Here is an 18930-nt window from a genome sequence, read left to right on the forward strand (position 1 = left end):
CGCCCGAGTGGCGCCTGGCTGGCGGCGTTTCACGAGCGCGGTCAACCGCGCTCGCTGCGCCATGAGCGGACGTTTATCCGCCCTGGTGTTTATTTGGTGATACGTCTTTCGATAGCGTCCATCAGCATGCCGGTGATCGAAATATCCGGGAAGGCGGCTTCAATCTCACGCACGCAGGTGGGGCTGGTGACGTTAATTTCCGTCAGACGGTCGCCGATGATATCCAGGCCGACGAAGATAAGACCTTTGGCTTTCAGCGTCGGGCCGACGCGGCGGGCAATTTCCCAGTCGCTTTCGGTCAACGGGCGAGCTTCGCCACGGCCGCCGGCGGCCAGGTTGCCGCGGGTCTCGCCGCCCTGCGGAATACGCGCCAGGCAGTAAGGCACCGGCTCGCCGTCCACCACCAGCACGCGCTTGTCGCCGTCTTTAATGGCGGGCAGATAGTTCTGCGCCATGCAGTAGCGGCTGCCGAGCTCGGTCAGGGTCTCCGTGATCACGCCAAGGTTCGGATCGCCGGCTTTGACGCGGAAAATAGAGGCGCCGCCCATGCCGTCGAGCGGTTTCATGATGATATCGCCGTGTTTTTCCCAGAAGGCCTTCAGCTGGGCTTTATTGCGGGTGACCAGCGTTTCCGGCGTCAGTTCTGAGAACCAGGCGGTGAACAGTTTCTCGTTACAGTCGCGCAGGCTCTGCGGCTTGTTGACGATAAGCGTGCCTTTCTCTTCCGCCCGCTCCAGGATGTAGGTGGCATAAATAAATTCGGTATCGAACGGCGGATCTTTACGCATCAAAATAACGTCAAGATCGGCCAGCGGCAGATCCTGCTCACCGGTGAAGTCATACCATTTATCGTAGTTCTGTTCGACGCTCAGCGTGCGCGTACGGGCGCGGGCTTCGCCGTTGATCAAATAGAGGTCGTTCATCTCCATATAATGGAGTTCATAGCCGCGACGTTGCGCTTCCAGCAACATAGCGAAGCTGGTGTCTTTCTTGATGTTGATGGTTGCGATGGGATCCATCACGATGCCGAGCTTGATCATGGTTCTTCTCCGTTAACGCCTCAACCTAAGTCGCCAAAACGCACCTGCAGGGCGGTGATGGCGGTGAGCGCAGTAGTCTCTGTACGCAGAACGCGCGGTCCCAACAGGATATCAGTAAACTGGTATTGCGCGGTCATCGCTATCTCTTCTGCCGATAGCCCACCTTCCGGACCAATCAGCAAACGGACGCGTTCAACCGGTAGCGGCAGCGTATTAATGCTGGCGCTGGCGCGCGGGTGCAGGTTGAGCTTCAGCCCGCTGTCCTGCTCGGCGCACCACTCTTCCAGCTGCATGGCCGGACGTATTTCCGGTACCACATTACGACCGCTCTGTTCGCAGGCGGCAATAGCGATTTTCTGCCACTGCTGGATCTTCTTCTGCAAACGTTCGGCGTCCAGTTTAACGCCGCAGCGCTCGGAAAACAGTGGCGTTATGAGGCTTACCCCGAGTTCGATCGATTTCTGGATAGTAAATTCCATTTTTTCACCGCGCGACATCACCTGGCCTAAGTGAATATGCAGCGGCGATTCACGATCGTCGGGTTCGCCGCTGAGCACTTCAACCGTGACATTTTTCTTGCCGGCCTCAGTGATGACGGCGTCAAACACCTGGTTACTGCCGTCAAAAAGCTGTAAGTGCTGACCGGCGGTCATGCGCAGGACGCGACCGACGTGGTTGGCCGCGTCATCGCTCAGCGCAATCTGGCTGCCGACAGTGAGGCGTTCTGGATGATGGATGCGAGGAATGCGCATGCTTGATATTCCGTTCGTTGCGCAGATGCCTGCTTCCCGCCACCGGGCGGGAAGCACAGGGCTGCAAATTAACAATTGCCGCTAGTGTAGGTTAGCTCTTTTGCGCCTGGCAAGCCTGCTGGACATACGGATTATGGTTGCCCTGCACTTTCGCGATGCGCTCATCGCGCTCACATTCCCAGGCGGTGACCGGGTACTGTTTATCCCAGGCGGTAAACAATTGAGTTTGCTGGCGGGAAAGATTCAGCTGGTAGCGGTCGCGCATATAGAAGTAGGTGCGGGCGATAGCGCCGCGGGCGCGGGCAGGGGGCTCGGCGACTTTATCTTTAAAATCGACCTTCATGGTGCACTGGCCGTACTGGCCTTCACCGCCGTTCCACTGGCTGTACATAAAGTTGCCGCGATCGCCATTGACTTCCCCTACCGCCGGCTGCAGGTTGTGCATATCGCTTTCCATCTTGCGGTACTCCGGATCTTTGGCGCAGTTTTGCCGCCCGCCTTCCTGCCAGCACTGGCGCTGATGGCCGAACTGCCACGCCGGCACCACGTGTTCCCATTCAACCCGGCTGGCGCGGTTCTCATTTTTACGCACTTTATAGCCGCAAGATTCCAGATCGATAACGCCTTTTTTACCCTGCCAGTCGATTTTACAGCCGCAATAAAAGTCGCCCGGAACGTCGGCGTTCACTTTGACGCCAGCGGCCTTGGCCTGGGAAAAACTATTAATACCGGCGGCCGCGAGCGGGCCACTGACTGCCGTGCTCAATACCGCAACGGCTAAAATATGCATACGGGACATCGTTAACTCCGTGTCAAAACGAGCCCGCAACGTAGCGAATGAGGGTGCTGGATGCAATCAGTCAGATCAGAAAGTTTCTAATAAATTCTGATGGTTATTTTTCAGCCACCAGCAGATCGCCGCAGTGAACGCAGCGGTAGGTGGCCTCGCCGCGCACCACCCGGTTATGGCGACGGACGGTGAGCTGATGCTGCTGACAGCGACAGCGGTAGCGGAAGGTGTTCTGGCGGACCGAATCGAGTTCAAAACGGTGGGTGCGACGCGCGGGAACGCCAAGGACGTTCTCCATCATCCATTTCCACTCTTTACCGTGCGGCGCGACGCGGCCAAAGTGCTGCCAGACCAGCAGGTGCGCCAGCTCGTGCGGCACCACTTCATCGATAAACTCCTGCTGATTTTCCAGCAGCAGCACCGGATTTAAACGAATTTCGTTTTTCTCCAGCCAGGCGGTGCCGGCGGAGGTACCGCGCTGCTGGTAGACCAGCGTCGGCTCAGCGTAGCGGCGTTCCAGTTTGAGGTTCGCTTTGGCGAGATGCTCCCGCAGGCTGCGCATCACGGCCTGCTGAATAGCGATGGGAATACGGGGTGTTTTCATAGCGCCAGAGGATAGTGCGACGAGCGGGGGAGAGCAAGAGGAAGCTTCCTCCCGGGAGGGGAGGAAGCTCAGGCGGGTTAGTCGCGGGCGCCGATTTCACGCAGCGGACGACCCTGCATCAGGTTACGTTCAATATGTTCCAGCGAGACGTTTTTGGTTTCCGGAATCAGCCAGATAGTCAGCAGGATAAACAGCACGTTCAGACCGCCGTACACCCAGAAGGTATTGGCGCTGCCCAGCGAGTTGAGCATGGTCAGGAAGGTGGCGCCGACAATCATATTGGCAATCCAGTTGGTCGCTGTGGAGCAGGTGATGCCGAAGTCGCGGCCTTTCAGCGGCTGGATTTCGGAACACAGTACCCAAATCAGCGGACCGGCGCTCATGGCGAAACCGACGATGAACATCAGCAGCATCAGGACGGCGATGTACTGCGCGGTAGAGGAGTGAATGCCGATGTGCATCATGCTACCCAGCACGCCCATGCCCGCGGCCATCACGATAAAGCCGAGGATTAGCGTTGGTTTACGGCCCCAGCGGTCGACCAGACCGATAGCGATAAAGGTGGCCAGCACGTTGGTCAGACCGACGATCACCGTCCCCCACATCTGCTCGGTGGTGTTGGCATAGCCCGCCAGTTCAAAAATCTTCGGTGCGTAGTACATGATGACGTTCATGCCGGTGAACTGCTGCATCACCTGCAGCAGAATACCGAGGAACACCGCGCGGCGGAAGTTACTGTTGTCTTTGAACAGCGACCAGCCGGACTGTTTCACTTTCAGGCTTTCGCGGATTTCGTCGAGCTCACGTTTCGCTTCGGCGCTGGTATCGCGCAGGCGCAGCAGCACGCGTTCGGCATCGACGAAGCGACGTTTGGCGGCGAACCAGCGCGGGCTGTCCGGCAGGAAGATAACGCCGATCAGCAGCAATACCGCCGGAATAATGATCACGCCGAGCATCCAGCGCCACGCGCCGCTGTAGCTGAAAGCGGTGTCAGAGAGATAGGCGCCGAGGATCCCGATGGTGATCATCAGCTGGTACATCGAAATCATACTGCCGCGGATTTTCTCTGGCGCGATTTCCGACAGATACAGCGGAGCCGTGTATGAAGCGACGCCCACCGCCAGGCCCAGCAGCACGCGGGAAACCAGCAGGATCTCGACGTTTGGCGCGGCAGCGGAGAACAGAGAGCCGGCGACAAAGAGGATGGCGCCGATCATCAGGCTTTTTTTACGGCCCAGTTTGAAGGAGAGCCAGCCGCTGCCGACCGCACCGACGGCAGCCCCGAACATCATGGAGCTGACCACCCACTCCTGGGTGTGGGCTGAAATCTGGAACTCATTGGCAATAAAGGGTAAGGCACCCGCAATAACACCGATATCAAGGCCGAACAGCAGGCCAGCCAGCGCGGCGAGGAAACAGACGAAGAACGTCATAGTCTTGTTCGAACGCCCTTGTTTTTTGTTGTCAGGCATAACGCCCTCCAGTTGAGTTATTGATTCTGTCGATGGTTAGGGTAGGACACTCGACGGTAAAAAAACGTGATTATAGTCACGGCTGTGTAATCGTTTACACAAAGGTAAAGAAACGTAATCCATTAAATGCTTTTTAAATCAGCAGTATATACAAGGATAGTCGACATTTTGAAAAACGGTAATCGGAGTTGACCGAAACAATATGTAACATTGTGAAAAATACCCGCATGCTATGCCTGTTATGGAAACAAAGGGGTAGTCATCATAATGTAATCGCTTTCATCGCGTTACCGCGTTTCGCTGAAGCGAAGCGCAGGGGGGAGGGAGACGGAAACAAAAAGGCCAGCGCGAGGCTGGCCTTGAAGAGAGGAAGCAGGGGTTATTTCAGACCGGCCGCTTCGCGCAGCAGAGCCGCTTTGTCGGTTTTTTCCCATGGGAAATGCTCGCGACCAAAGTGACCGTAAGCCGCGGTTTCTTTGTAGATCGGGTGCAGCAGGTCCAGCATCTGAATCAGGCCGTACGGACGCAGGTCGAAGAACTCGCGCACCAGCAGGGTCAGCTGTTCAGAAGGCACTTTCTCGGTGCCGAAGGTTTCCACCATGATCGAAGTCGGTTCAGCGACGCCGATAGCGTAGGAGACCTGAATTTCACAACGATCGGCCAGGCCCGCGGCAACGATGTTTTTCGCCACATAGCGTGCCGCGTAGGCTGCGGAACGGTCAACTTTAGACGGATCTTTACCGGAGAACGCGCCGCCGCCGTGACGAGCCATGCCGCCGTAGGTATCAACGATGATCTTACGACCGGTCAGACCGCAGTCGCCCATCGGGCCGCCGATAACGAAACGTCCGGTCGGGTTGATGAAGAATTTGGTCGAAGCGTTCAGCCATTCGGTCGGCAGGGTCGGCTTGATGATCTCTTCCATCACCGCTTCCTGCAGGGATTTCTGGTCGATGTCTTCCGCGTGCTGCGTGGACAGAACCACCGCATCGATGCCGACGATTTTGCCGTCGTCATACTGGAAGGTCACCTGGCTTTTCGCATCCGGACGCAGCCACGGCAGGGTGCCGTTTTTACGCACTTCAGCCTGGCGCTGCACCAGACGGTGAGCATAGGTCACCGGCGCCGGCATCAGCACGTCGGTTTCGTTGGTCGCATAGCCAAACATCAAACCCTGGTCGCCTGCGCCCTGTTCCAGCGGGTCGGCACGGTCGACGCCCTGGTTGATGTCCGGAGACTGTTTACCAATGGCGCTCAGAACGGCACACGAGTTGGCGTCAAAGCCCATATCGGAATGCACGTAGCCAATTTCGCGGACGGTGTTGCGGGTGATCTCTTCGATATCAACCCATGCGCTGGTGGTGATTTCGCCGCCTACCAGCACCATGCCGGTTTTGACATAGGTTTCACATGCGACACGCGCTTTCGGATCCTGCTCGAGGATCGCATCCAGCACGGCATCAGAGATTTGGTCAGCAATTTTGTCAGGATGCCCTTCTGATACGGACTCAGACGTAAAAAGGTGTTTTGCCATATTTTATTTCACCTGTGGACGATTCGGATAGCTCATACTGTTGTGTAATGTGGCTTTGGTGGATAATCAGCGCAAAGCCGCGCAGGTAGCGACACGAGCAGTCTGAGTGTTAATCAGTATAGACGGATTAACTTCTGGATGGCTATTTTAGGTCAATTCTTGAGCCCATTTCCAGCCTTTTTTGATGGCGGTCGCATTTATGGGAAAACCCGCCTGGCAAATTTTCCTGACAACCGCGCAAACGCACACATTTTTATTTTGCTTTTTACCCTGCTTCTCGGTATAAAACGCCGCGCGCGGCTCATTAAAAAAGCGCACGGGGCATCGCCCTGTGGTGCCACTTCCAGCCGGGTTAAGCAGTCTGTATTTACAGAATCTCGCAGCGGCGTAGCGCCTGTTGCCCGGTATGTATAGCTTTGGCTTGTCGCCGACCCTGTCGCAGGGCGGTGTGGAGGTGATACCAGATAATGAACCAATGTTTTTCGCTTGATTCGTCGCGTCGTTCTGTCGCGCGTCAGCACTCCGCAACCTGCATCTCTCTCATGCAAACCAGCCGATGTTCACCCCATCTCGGCGCTTCTCAGGATTCCAGGGCCGGTCGGTCGTTAGAAAACTGAACAAGGGCGCTCTTGCCAGGCAAGAGTTTTCTCGTGGTTTCTCCGGACTGTCATACTCTGTTCGGCTACGTGTTTTACGATGATATGAATAAGAAACCGGTCGCGCAGTCGCAAAACCAGCAGATAGTGCTGGGCTTTAGGACTGTTCATGGGTTGTTATCGCATCTTTGGACTGCGATAGTAGTTAACTGTCTTACACTTATTATTAAAAATTGAGGTTCGCTATGTCTGACGACATGTCTATGGTTTCGCCTTCGTCAGCAGGCGAACACGGTGTACTACGTTCCATGCAGGAGGTAGCGATGAGCTCCCAGGAAGCCAGCAAGATGCTGCGTACTTATAATATTGCCTGGTGGGGCAATAACTATTATGACGTCAACGAACTGGGCCACATCAGCGTTTGCCCGGATCCGGACGTCCCGGAAGCGCGCGTGGACCTCGCGGAATTAGTCAAAGCCCGCGAGGCGCAAGGGCAACGTTTGCCGGCGCTGTTCTGCTTCCCGCAGATCCTGCAGCACCGCTTGCGCTCGATCAACGCCGCCTTCAAACGCGCGCGTGAATCATACGGTTATAATGGCGATTACTTCCTTGTCTACCCGATTAAGGTTAACCAGCACCGTCGCGTAATTGAATCGCTGATCCATTCCGGCGAGCCGCTGGGACTGGAAGCCGGTTCGAAAGCCGAACTGATGGCCGTGCTGGCGCACGCCGGGATGACCCGCAGCGTCATCGTCTGTAACGGCTATAAAGACCGCGAATACATCCGTCTGGCCCTGGTGGGCGAGAAGATGGGCCACAAGGTCTATCTGGTCATCGAGAAGATGTCGGAAATCGCCATCGTGCTGGAAGAGGCCGAGCGCCTGAACGTGGTGCCGCGCCTTGGCGTGCGTGCGCGTCTGGCCTCGCAGGGCTCCGGCAAATGGCAATCCTCCGGCGGAGAGAAGTCCAAGTTTGGCCTCGCGGCGACCCAGGTACTACAGCTGGTCGAGATCCTGCGTGCCGCAGGGCACCTTGAGAGCCTGCAACTGCTGCACTTCCACCTCGGTTCGCAGATGGCCAATATTCGCGATATCGCCACCGGCGTGCGTGAATCCGCGCGTTTCTACGTCGAACTGCATAAGCTGGGCGTCAACATTCAGTGCTTTGACGTCGGCGGCGGTCTGGGCGTGGACTATGAAGGGACCCGCTCGCAGTCTGACTGCTCGGTGAACTACGGTCTGAACGAATACGCCAACAACATCATCTGGGCGATCGGCGATGCCTGCGAAGAGAACGGCCTGCCGCACCCGACGGTGATCACCGAATCCGGCCGCGCGGTGACCGCGCACCATACCGTGCTGGTTTCCAACATCATCGGCGTGGAGCGTAACGAATACACTGAGGCGACCCCGCCGGCGGAAGACGCCGCGCGTCCGCTACAGAGCATGTGGGAAACCTGGCTGGAGATGCACGAGACCGGCAACCGCCGCTCGCTGCGCGAATGGCTGCACGACAGCCAGATGGACCTGCACGATATCCATATCGGCTACTCCTCTGGCACCTTCAACCTGCAGGAGCGCGCCTGGGCCGAGCAGCTGTATCTGAACATGTGTCATGAAGTGCAGAAGCAGCTCGACCCGAGCAACCGCGCGCATCGTCCCATCATCGATGAGCTGCAGGAGCGGATGGCGGATAAAATCTACGTCAACTTCTCGCTGTTCCAGTCGATGCCGGATGCCTGGGGGATCGATCAGCTGTTCCCGGTGATGCCGCTGGAAGGGCTGAACAAGTCGCCGGAGCGCCGTGCGGTGCTGCTGGACATCACCTGCGACTCCGATGGCGCCATCGATCACTACGTGGACGGCGACGGGATCGCCACCACCATGCCGATGCCGGAGTACGACCCGGAGAACCCGCCGATGCTGGGCTTCTTTATGGTCGGCGCCTATCAGGAGATCCTTGGCAACATGCATAACCTGTTTGGCGATACCGAGGCGGTGGACGTGTTCGTCTTCCCTGACGGCAGCGTTGAGGTTGAGCTGTCCGACGAGGGCGATACCGTGGCGGATATGCTGCAGTATGTGCAGCTGGATCCGAACACGCTGCTGACCCAGTTCCGCGATCAGGTGAAAAATACCGGCCTGGACGACGCGCTGCAGCAGCAGTTCCTCGAAGAGTTTGAGGCGGGACTGTACGGCTATACTTATCTGGAAGACGAGTAACCATTGATGCCCGGTGGCGTAGCGCTTACCGGGCCTGCGAAGGTAGGCCGGATAAGGCGAAGCCGTCATCCGGCGGAATGCGATACTTACTTGAACCCGTATGCATTACCGGCGATAATTCACGCCAATAAGCGATTTATCTATCAAACCCTTCCTCGTCGGGCCTAACGACGCGGAGGGGTTTTTTTATACTTATTTTTTACGTTCCACGACTGCGAAAAGAGGTCATATCCATGAGCACTTTAGGTCATCAATACGATAACTCCCTGGTATCCAATGCCTTTGGCTTTCTGCGTTTGCCAATGAACTTCATGCCGTATGAAAGCGATGCGGACTGGGTCATCACCGGCGTGCCGTTCGATATGGCGACCTCCGGGCGCGCGGGTGGCCGTCATGGCCCGGCGGCTATCCGTCAGGTTTCCACTAACCTCGCCTGGGAGCACAACCGTTTCCCGTGGAACTTTGACATGCGCGAACGCCTGAACGTGGTGGACTGCGGCGATCTGGTGTACGCCTTCGGCGACGCGCGCGAAATGAGCGAGAAGCTGCAGGCTCACGCCGAGAAGCTGCTGGCGGCGGGCAAGCGCATGCTCTCCTTCGGCGGTGACCACTTTGTTACCCTGCCGCTGCTGCGCGCCCATGCTAAGCACTTCGGTAAAATGGCGCTGGTGCACTTCGATGCCCACACCGACACTTACGCCAACGGCTGCGAGTTCGACCACGGCACCATGTTCTACACCGCGCCGAACGAAGGGCTTATCGATCCGAACCACTCCGTGCAGATTGGTATCCGTACCGAGTTCGACAAAGATAATGGCTTTACGGTGCTGGACGCCGGCCAGGTTAACGACCGCAGCGTTGATGACGTCATTGCCCAGGTGAAGCAGATCGTCGGCGACATGCCGGTGTACCTGACCTTTGATATCGACTGTCTGGATCCGGCGTTTGCGCCAGGCACCGGGACCCCGGTTATCGGCGGATTGACCTCAGACCGGGCGATCAAACTGGTGCGTGGCCTGAAGGATCTGAACATCGTGGGGATGGACGTAGTGGAAGTCGCTCCGGCCTACGATCAGTCCGAAATTACCGCTCTGGCGGCGGCGACTCTCGCTCTGGAAATGCTCTACATCCAGGCGGCGAAGAAGGGCGAATAAGCCGGGTAACCCCGACCCTCTCCCTTCCCGGGAGAGGGTTGCGCGCGGCACAGAGGGGTTATCAAGGCGCCGGGCGAGTGCTCCTGTGCGCCGGGAGAGGGCCGGCGCGCAGGATAGGGGTCATTATCGCGTCAAAACACGTTAAACGGATATTCGACGTAGAACCGGACTTCATTCCCGCTGACGTTATAGTCGCTGGCGTTGCTGGAAACGCGCAGCACCGAATAGCGTAGTCTGAATTTCAAATCTTTCGCCACGCCGTTTTGTACCTGGTATTGAACCTGGTTGAACCATTCGTGTTCTTTGCCGTTGCTGGTCTCTGAAGTTTTAATGTTATCACCGCGCACATAGGCGGTGGTCCAGGTCAGCCCCGGTAATCCCAGCCCGGCAAAATCCAGTCCGTACGATGCCTGCCAGGAGCGTTCATCTTCACCGTTAAAATCAGACCAGTAGGAGTTGGCCAGCCAGATGGTGTTCCCGCCATCGCCGACGCCGCCCTGGTTCTGGTAGCCGCCGTAGTGGTAACCGGTGCTGCCGCTGCTTTGCTGATAAGCGACTTTAAAGGTATGAATATCCCAGATGTAGCTGGCGGCCAGGCTCCAGATGCTATTGCTGCGACCGGTGTCATTGGCATCGGCATATTCTTGATCCAGGCGTGAGTTATAGCCGTTGAAATCGAGAACCAGCTGTTGGTTGGCGGCGAACGGCTGCTTATAGTTCAGGCCAAGATACTGTTTGTTCAGCACATCTTCGACGTGTGACGCGTACAGCGCGCCGCTGAGCTGGTCGTTGAACCGGTAGCTTGCCCCGCCGAAGGTCAGGCTTTTCAGGCCGCTGTTATGGCTGTCGTCGCTTTTGCGCTGCTGGTCGGTGAGATAACCGGCGTTAATTTCCAGGCCGTCGATTTCGCGCGAGGTGAGCATGGTGCCGGTATAGCTCTCGTACAGCAGGCGTGAATCGTCAGCGTAGACGATGGGCAGCATCGGCCGCTGGCTGCCGTAGCTGAGCACAGTATTTGAGAAGCGCATTTTACCGGTGGCGCCGAATTTGGCGAGGTCGGATTTTGCGCGGCCGTCGTCATCCTGGGCGAAAAAGTCGATCCCACCCGCGCCGCTGCGCCCGCGACCGCCGTCAAGGCGCACCGCATACTGGGCGATACCGTCCACGCCGAAGCCGACCGGTCCCTGGGTAAAGCCCGATTCGAAGGTGGCGATAATCCCCTGGCCCCATTCGGCTTTATCCGGCAACCCATCGCGATAATCACGTTTGATATAAGCGTTACGCAAAAAGAGATCCAGATGGCTGTCGTCAATAAAGCCCTGACTGGCGGATTGTTGGCTGGCGAAAGTCGGCGTGGCGGCAATAATGCCAAGTGCGATTAACGATAATTCTTTTTTCACTGAAGGCACTTCTCTGTCTGTCGATATATTCAAGGGAATCACTGCAGTCGCGATATTCTCCTGAAATAATGTCGAAAGCAATCATTGTGTGAGCAATGGTATCGCCAGGAAACAAGCTGTGTGGCGCACGCCGGCTGCGTTTGGCGAAGAGGGGTGGACTATTTATTATCTGGAGGAACGCGGTTCTGAAAGGCGGATTGTGTACGCTGTTTTTTATTTGCCAAATAATATCTTGCTGAGTGACAGCGCTTAAAATAATTGGCTGTGACGAGGTGCAGCAATAATTAACGGTTTGTGCGCTTAAGTTATCAATTCATGCGGCTAAATATTTTTACAGGGATATAAAAAAGGGAGGCGATAATGCCTCCCGCTGTCGATTATTTAATCCCGTCGGCTTTCATGCGATCGCGAATATGCTGGGCGCGAGCTTCGGAGGCCGGGTGATCGTCAAACATAGAGCTCTGACGACCGGCTTCCAGCTTGGCCAGTTTTTCGAAGCTGGTGGCCAGTCCCGACGGATTGATGCCGCGCTTACGCAACAGGTCATAAGAGTAGTCATCCGCTTCCGATTCCTGACGCTGGGAGAACTGCGAGTTCACCAGTTTTTCGCCTAAATCGCCCAGCTGCGACTGCGACAGGCTGCCGACGATGCCGCCGGCGGAGGCCGCCGCCGCACGCACGGCGTTGGTCCCCAGCGCGACCTGCATGCCTTTCTTCACGTGGCCCAGCGCAACGTGACCCATTTCGTGGCCGATAACCGCTTCAACTTCATTATCGTTCATCAGGTCCATCAGCCCGCTGTAAACGCGGATGCAGCCGTTCGCCATCGCGAAGGCGTTCACATCCTTGGTCTCATAGACCTTGTAGTTCACTGGCTGGCCATTGATGTTATCGCCCAGCGCGGTCGCGATTTTGCTCAAACGCTGGCTGTATTCACTGCTGGCCGGGGCGATTTTCGCTTTGGCGTCCATCTCTTTACAGGCCTGGTCGCTTAAGGTTTTCACCTGCGCGTCGCTGAGGGAGTACGCCTGGAAGGCTTCGGCGCCTGAGCTGAGCAGACCATTGGAGTCCATGTTCTGACATCCGGTGAGGGTTGCTGCGATCCCAAGAGCAAGTACGGTTGAGCGAATTTTCATTTTTTTATCTTCCACAATCTTATGGTTGTTTATCCGACAATACGGCGACGGCAGGGAACCGTATTCTGCATAAATTATAAAGAGTATCGCAGGATGCGGGCGAGCGGATTCCGGGGTAGCACAACCTGTTCCAGAGATTTCTTAAAGGGCAAAAGGATGCTCCATGTACATGACTTGTCGCTTGGGTTACATTGTTCACACTTTTTTCCGGCGTAGCCCAAAACGCGCTCTCGTCAAGTCGTTAAGGGCATGGCCTTCAACAGTCCGAACTGGAGTCAAAATGTCCTCACGTAAAGAGCTTGCTAACGCTATTCGTGCGCTGAGCATGGACGCTGTACAGAAAGCCAAATCCGGCCACCCGGGGGCCCCGATGGGTATGGCTGACATTGCCGAAGTGCTGTGGCGTGATTTCCTGAACCATAACCCGAACAATCCGGCCTGGGCTGACCGTGACCGTTTTGTGTTGTCAAATGGCCATGGTTCGATGCTGATTTACAGCCTGCTGCACCTCACTGGCTACGATCTGCCGATTGAAGAGCTGAAAAACTTCCGCCAGCTGCACTCCAAAACCCCGGGTCACCCGGAAGTCGGCTACACCGCGGGCGTGGAAACCACCACCGGTCCGCTGGGCCAGGGTATCGCTAACGCGGTCGGGATGGCTATTGCCGAGAAAACTCTGGCGGCGCAGTTCAACCGTCCGGGCCACGATATCGTCGACCACTACACCTACGCCTTCATGGGCGACGGCTGCATGATGGAAGGCATTTCTCATGAAGTGTGCTCCCTGGCCGGTACTCTGAAACTGGGCAAACTGGTGGCCTTCTATGATGACAACGGCATCTCCATCGACGGCCACGTTGAAGGCTGGTTCACCGACGATACCGCGAAACGCTTTGAAGCCTACGGCTGGCACGTGGTACGCGGCGTTGACGGTCACGACGCTGACGCCATCAAACGCGCAGTAGAAGAAGCGCGTGCAGTTACCGACAAACCGTCCCTGCTGATGTGCAAAACCATCATTGGTTTTGGTTCGCCGAACAAAGCCGGTACCCACGACTCCCACGGCGCACCGCTGGGCGACGCAGAAATCGCGCTGACCCGCGAAGCGCTGGGCTGGAAACACGCGCCGTTTGACATCCCGTCTGACATCTATGCGCAGTGGGATGCCAAAGAAGCCGGCCAGGCGAAAGAAGCGGCGTGGAATGAGAAGTTTGCTGCCTACGCGAAAGCCTTCCCGCAGGAAGCGGCCGAATTCACCCGTCGTATGAAAGGTGAAATGCCGTCTGACTTCGACGCCAAAGCTAACGAGTTCATCGCGAAGCTGCAGGCTAACCCGGCGAAAATCGCCAGCCGTAAAGCGTCGCAGAATGCTATCGAAGCCTTCGGCCCGCTGCTGCCGGAATTCCTCGGCGGCTCCGCTGACCTGGCGCCGTCCAACCTGACCCTGTGGTCTGGTTCTAAGCCGATCAACGAAGACACCGCGGGTAACTACATTCATTACGGCGTGCGTGAATTCGGTATGACCGCTATCGCCAACGGTATCGCGCTGCACGGCGGTTTCCTGCCGTACACCTCCACCTTCCTGATGTTCGTGGAATACGCGCGTAATGCGGTACGTATGGCCGCGCTGATGAAACAGCGTCAGGTGATGGTCTACACCCACGACTCCATCGGTCTGGGTGAAGATGGCCCGACTCACCAGCCGGTAGAGCAGGTGGCTTCCCTGCGCGTGACGCCGAACATGTCCACCTGGCGTCCGTGTGACCAGGTTGAATCCGCGATTGCGTGGAAATATGGCGTAGAGCGTCAGGACGGCCCGACCGCGCTGATCCTCTCCCGTCAGAACCTGGCGCAGCAGGAGCGTACCGCAGAGCAGCTGGCAAACGTCGCTCGCGGCGGTTACGTGCTGAAAGATTGTGCCGGCCAGCCGGAGCTGATCTTCATCGCCACCGGTTCCGAAGTGGAGCTGGCAGTGGCCGCGTGGGACAAACTGACCGCCGAAGGCGTGAAGGCGCGCGTGGTCTCCATGCCGTCCACCGACGCGTTCGACAAGCAGGATGCCGCTTATCGCGAATCCGTACTGCCGAAAGCCGTTTCTGCCCGCGTCGCGGTAGAAGCCGGTATCGCGGACTACTGGTTCAAATACGTTGGCCTGAACGGCGCTATCGTTGGCATGACCACCTTCGGTGAGTCTGCGCCGGCTGAGCAGCTGTTCGAAGAGTTCGGCTTCACCGTCGACAACGTGGTCGCTAAAGCGAAAGCGCTGCTGTAATGGCTGGTACGGTGCGGGCTGATGCCCTCACCCCAACCCTCTCCGACAGGAGAGGGTGCAAACACCAAAAACGGTAACCCCTGGGTTACCGTTTTGCTGTTACCTCGCCACCCGGCTTTTTGTATGCACTATTCTTCGAACATGTAACCACCCTGTGAATTATTCCAAAAGAAATGTGACACAAGTCATATAGCTGGTTTATTGCGCTGGACAAACATTCCTTTTATTCCTTGTTTCGCTTATTCTAGCTGAAGCGTTTCAGTCGTTTAAATGTTCGACAATTAATCAATCAGTCGCAGTTTGCAGCTGGTAAGGTTCCCCTCAGAGCGTTGCTGGATTACTCTGTCAGCCACCTCAAAAAAGGGTCAGCCTTGCAGGAGATCTATGACCATTCGCATCGCGATTAATGGCTTCGGTCGTATTGGACGCAACGTGGTTCGTGCGCTATATGAGTCCGGGCGTCGTGCGGAAATCACCGTGGTGGCAATCAATGAGCTGGCGGATGCGGCAGGGATCGCGCATTTGTTGAAATATGATACCAGCCATGGCCGCTTCGCCTGGGATGTCCGTCAGGAGCGCGAACAGCTGTTTGTTGGCGATGATGCCATCCGCCTGCTACACGAGCCGACCATTGCGGCGCTGCCGTGGCGCGAGCTGGCGGTAGACGTGGTGCTCGACTGCACCGGCGTATACGGGAGTCGTGAACACGGCGAAGCCCATCTGCAGGCTGGCGCGAAGAAAGTGCTCTTCTCCCATCCTGGCGGCAACGATCTCGACGCGACGGTGGTCTATGGCGTCAATCAGGATGAGCTCCGCGCCGAGCACCGCATTGTCTCCAACGCCTCCTGCACCACCAACTGCATTATTCCGATCATTAAACTGTTAGATGATGCCTATGGCATTGAGTCCGGCACCGTCACCACCATTCATTCGGCGATGCATGACCAGCAGGTGATTGACGCCTACCATCCGGATCTGCGGCGTACCCGCGCGGCCAGCCAGTCGATCATTCCGGTGGATACCAAACTGGCGGCAGGGATCACCCGTATTTTCCCGCAGTTTAATGACCGTTTTGAAGCGATTGCCGTTCGGGTACCGACGATAAACGTGACGGCAATTGACCTGAGCGTGACGGTGAAAAAACCGGTAAAAGCATGTGAAGTCAACCAGTTGCTGCAAAAAGCAGCACAAGGTGCATTTCATGGTATAGTTGACTATACGGAATTACCGTTGGTCTCGACAGATTTTAACCACGATCCGCACAGTGCTATTGTTGATGGCACGCAAACCCGGGTCAGTGGCGCGCATCTGATCAAAACGCTGGTCTGGTGCGATAACGAATGGGGCTTTGCTAACCGAATGCTCGACACGACGTTAGCGATGGCGGCTATTGGTTTCAGGTTCGACGCATAAACGTCGACAAAACTTTATGAATCAACGAGAGGATTCACCATGTCTGTAATTAAGATGACCGATCTGGATCTGGCTGGTAAACGCGTTTTTATCCGTGCGGATCTGAACGTACCAGTTAAAGACGGGAAAGTAACCAGCGACGCACGTATCCGTGCATCTCTGCCGACCATTGAACTGGCGCTGAAGCAGGGCGCGAAAGTCATGGTTACTTCTCACCTGGGTCGTCCGACCGAAGGCGAGTACAACGAAGAATTCTCTCTGCTGCCGGTTGTTAATTACCTGAAAGACAAACTGTCCAACCCGGTACGTCTGGTTAAAGACTACCTGGATGGCGTGGAAGTGGCTGCCGGTGAGCTGGTGGTTCTGGAAAACGTTCGCTTCAACAAAGGCGAGAAAAAAGACGACGAAGCGCTGTCCAAAAAATACGCCGCGCTGTGCGACGTGTTCGTGATGGATGCTTTCGGTACTGCGCACCGCGCGCAGGCTTCCACCCACGGCATCGGCAAATTTGCTGACGTGGCGTGCGCAGGCCCGCTGCTGGCCGCTGAACTGGACGCGCTGGGTAAAGCGCTGAAAGAGCCGGCTCGTCCGATGGTCGCTATCGTGGGCGGTTCTAAAGTGTCCACCAAACTGACCGTGCTGGATTCCCTGTCTAAAATCGCTGACCAGCTGATCGTCGGCGGCGGTATCGCCAACACCTTCGTTGCTGCCCAGGGCCACAACGTCGGTAAATCCCTGTACGAAGCAGACCTGGTTGATGAAGCTAAGCGCCTGCTGAGCACCTGTGATATCCCGGTTCCGACTGACGTTCGCGTCGCGACCGAGTTCTCCGAAACCGCAACGGCAACCCTGAAATCTGTCAACGACATCAAAGATGACGAGCAGATTCTGGACCTTGGCGACGTTTCCGCACAGAAACTGGCCGACATCCTGAAAAACGCCAAAACCATCCTGTGGAACGGCCCGGTTGGCGTATTCGAATTCCCGAACTTCCGTAAAGGGACTGAAATCGTGGCTAACGCTATCGCGGACAGCGAAGGTTTCTCCATCGCCGGCGGCGGTGACACCCTGGCAGCGATCGACCTGTTCGGCATCGCTGACAAAATCTCCTACATCTCCACTGGCGGCGGCGCATTCCTTGAATTCGTCGAAGGCAAAGTCCTGCCGGCAGTAGCGATGCTCGAAGAGCGCGCTAAGCAGTAATTCAGTTCAGGCGGGGAAACCCGCCTGTTTTTCAGCGCGCTTAAGGGCTCGCGAACCTTCTTCAACGGTCGAAGATACAGATACAGGACTAAGTAACATGTCTAAAATTTTTGATTTCGTAAAACCGGGCGTCATCACTGGCGACGACGTTCAGAAAGTGTTCCAGGTAGCGAAAGAAAACAACTTTGCACTGCCGGCGGTAAACTGCGTAGGTACTGACTCCATCAACGCCGTTCTGGAAGCTGCTGCGAAAGTTCGCTCTCCGGTTATCGTTCAGTTCTCTAACGGCGGCGCCGCGTTCATCGCAGGTAAAGGCGTGAAAACTGACGTTCCTCAGGGTGCTGCTATCCTCGGCGCTATCTCTGGTGCGCACCACGTGCACCAGATGGCTGAGCACTACGGCGTGCCGGTTATCCTGCACACTGACCACTGCGCGAAGAAACTGCTGCCGTGGATCGACGGTCTGCTGGACGCCGGTGAAAAACACTTCGCTGCTACCGGTAAACCGCTGTTCTCTTCTCACATGATCGACCTGTCTGAAGAGTCCCTGCACGAAAACATCGAAATCTGCTCTAAATACCTGGCGCGCATGGCCAAAATGGACATGACCCTGGAAATCGAACTGGGTTGCACCGGTGGCGAAGAAGACGGCGTGGACAACAGCCACATGGACGCTTCCGCCCTGTACACTCAGCCGGAAGACGTGGATTACGCCTACACCGAGCTGAGCAAAATCAGCCCGCGCTTCACCATTGCCGCTTCCTTCGGTAACGTACACGGCGTGTACAAACCGGGTAACGTGGTTCTGACTCCGACCATCCTGCGCGACTCTCAGGAATATGTTTCCAAGAAACACAACCTGCCGCACAACAGCCTGAACTTCGTCTTCCACGGCGGTTCCGGTTCTTCCGCTCAGGAAATCAAAGACTCCGTCAGCTACGGCGTAGTGAAAATGAACATCGATACCGACACCCAATGGGCGACCTGGGACGGTATCCTGCAGTACTACAAAACTAACGAAGCTTACCTGCAGGGCCAGCTGGGCAACCCGAAAGGCGAAGACCAGCCGAACAAGAAATACTACGATCCGCGCGTATGGCTGCGTGCTGCACAGACTTCCATGGTGACCCGTCTGGAGCAGGCATTTAAAGAGCTGAACGCGATCGACGTTCTGTAAGAAAAATCTGTTTCTTACCCTGAAGCCCGCAGCAATGCGGGCTTTTTTATTACTTTAACAACAGGATAGCGTGCAGGAAAACTGTGATCCATTTGGCAAAACGTGCACTTATTGTTTACCCTATAACCTGACTGCCCTGTTGCAGGCTGAGTTATTTACTTCCCC

Annotated in this window: 17 protein-coding genes; 9 read left to right on the forward strand and 8 right to left on the reverse strand. The window is 56.4% G+C overall.

The features are described 5' to 3' along the window. Positions 1–89: 89 nt before the first annotated feature. The 6 genes from gshB to metK all read right to left on the reverse strand — a co-directional run bounded on the left by gshB (position 90) and on the right by metK (position 6192). Entirely contained in the window at positions 90–1040 is a 951-nt protein-coding gene (gene gshB / locus AC3EMD_RS03825) for a glutathione synthase (protein WP_008806462.1), read from the reverse strand. 20 nt (positions 1041–1060) lie between these two features. Next, complete coding sequence (rsmE, locus tag AC3EMD_RS03830) at positions 1061–1792, reverse strand: 16S rRNA (uracil(1498)-N(3))-methyltransferase (RefSeq protein ID WP_023323263.1); 732 nt, start codon at positions 1790–1792, stop codon at positions 1061–1063. A 91-nt stretch (positions 1793–1883) separates the two neighbouring features. Next, positions 1884–2591 carry a deoxyribonuclease I gene (gene endA / locus AC3EMD_RS03835; RefSeq protein WP_008806460.1) on the reverse strand — a complete coding sequence of 236 codons (708 nt, stop codon included), beginning with the start codon at positions 2589–2591 and terminating at the stop codon, positions 1884–1886. A 94-nt stretch (positions 2592–2685) separates the two neighbouring features. Next, positions 2686–3186, reverse strand: a complete 501-nt coding sequence (locus AC3EMD_RS03840; protein WP_302073940.1) for a SprT family zinc-dependent metalloprotease — start codon at positions 3184–3186, stop codon at positions 2686–2688. 77 nt (positions 3187–3263) lie between these two features. Continuing rightward, on the reverse strand, positions 3264–4658 hold the full coding sequence (locus tag AC3EMD_RS03845; RefSeq protein WP_008806458.1) for a sugar porter family MFS transporter: 1395 nt from the start codon (positions 4656–4658) through the stop codon (positions 3264–3266). A 379-nt stretch (positions 4659–5037) separates the two neighbouring features. Further along, entirely contained in the window at positions 5038–6192 is a 1155-nt protein-coding gene (metK, locus tag AC3EMD_RS03850; RefSeq protein WP_008806457.1) for a methionine adenosyltransferase, read from the reverse strand. A gap of 138 nt (positions 6193–6330) precedes the next feature. On the opposite strand from metK, the gene AC3EMD_RS03855 reads away from it, so the two are divergent. The 5 genes from AC3EMD_RS03855 to speB all read left to right on the forward strand — a co-directional run bounded on the left by AC3EMD_RS03855 (position 6331) and on the right by speB (position 10164). After that, on the forward strand, positions 6331–6606 hold the full coding sequence (locus AC3EMD_RS03855; protein ID WP_136047534.1) for a hypothetical protein: 276 nt from the start codon (positions 6331–6333) through the stop codon (positions 6604–6606). A gap of 53 nt (positions 6607–6659) precedes the next feature. Continuing rightward, the gene (locus AC3EMD_RS03860; RefSeq protein ID WP_418268773.1) at positions 6660–6809 is read left to right on the forward strand and encodes a hypothetical protein; all 150 of its coding nucleotides are present in this window, start codon (positions 6660–6662) and stop codon (positions 6807–6809) included. An 84-nt stretch (positions 6810–6893) separates the two neighbouring features. Beyond that, positions 6894–7025 carry an acid stress response protein YqgB gene (gene yqgB / locus AC3EMD_RS03865; RefSeq protein WP_002916578.1) on the forward strand — a complete coding sequence of 44 codons (132 nt, stop codon included), beginning with the start codon at positions 6894–6896 and terminating at the stop codon, positions 7023–7025. Between the two features lie 8 nt (positions 7026–7033). Continuing rightward, on the forward strand, positions 7034–9010 hold the full coding sequence (gene speA, locus AC3EMD_RS03870; protein ID WP_008806456.1) for a biosynthetic arginine decarboxylase: 1977 nt from the start codon (positions 7034–7036) through the stop codon (positions 9008–9010). A 233-nt stretch (positions 9011–9243) separates the two neighbouring features. Beyond that, positions 9244–10164: an agmatinase gene (speB, locus tag AC3EMD_RS03875; RefSeq protein ID WP_002916572.1), complete on the forward strand. Its 921-nt coding sequence runs from the start codon at positions 9244–9246 to the stop codon at positions 10162–10164. Positions 10165–10295: 131 nt separating this feature from the next. Here the strand turns inward: speB and AC3EMD_RS03880 are convergent, their stop codons facing one another. Together AC3EMD_RS03880 and loiP are read right to left on the reverse strand one after the other, a co-directional pair. Further along, on the reverse strand, positions 10296–11564 hold the full coding sequence (locus AC3EMD_RS03880; protein ID WP_008806455.1) for an OprD family outer membrane porin: 1269 nt from the start codon (positions 11562–11564) through the stop codon (positions 10296–10298). Positions 11565–11941: 377 nt separating this feature from the next. Next, positions 11942–12700, reverse strand: coding sequence for a metalloprotease LoiP (gene loiP / locus AC3EMD_RS03885; RefSeq protein WP_012540572.1), 759 nt, complete (start codon positions 12698–12700; stop codon positions 11942–11944). Between the two features lie 280 nt (positions 12701–12980). Between loiP and tkt the strand changes: the two genes are divergently transcribed. The 4 genes from tkt to fbaA all read left to right on the forward strand — a co-directional run bounded on the left by tkt (position 12981) and on the right by fbaA (position 18765). Further along, the gene (gene tkt, locus AC3EMD_RS03890; RefSeq protein WP_012540573.1) at positions 12981–14972 is read left to right on the forward strand and encodes a transketolase; all 1992 of its coding nucleotides are present in this window, start codon (positions 12981–12983) and stop codon (positions 14970–14972) included. Positions 14973–15356: 384 nt separating this feature from the next. After that, positions 15357–16385 carry an erythrose-4-phosphate dehydrogenase gene (gene epd / locus AC3EMD_RS03895; protein ID WP_004205289.1) on the forward strand — a complete coding sequence of 343 codons (1029 nt, stop codon included), beginning with the start codon at positions 15357–15359 and terminating at the stop codon, positions 16383–16385. 39 nt (positions 16386–16424) lie between these two features. Continuing rightward, positions 16425–17588, forward strand: coding sequence for a phosphoglycerate kinase (pgk, locus tag AC3EMD_RS03900; RefSeq protein ID WP_008806453.1), 1164 nt, complete (start codon positions 16425–16427; stop codon positions 17586–17588). A 97-nt stretch (positions 17589–17685) separates the two neighbouring features. Beyond that, entirely contained in the window at positions 17686–18765 is a 1080-nt protein-coding gene (fbaA, locus tag AC3EMD_RS03905; protein ID WP_008806452.1) for a class II fructose-bisphosphate aldolase, read from the forward strand. Positions 18766–18930: the final 165 nt, after the last annotated feature.

This window comes from Klebsiella sp. PK18 (assembly GCF_057784655.1).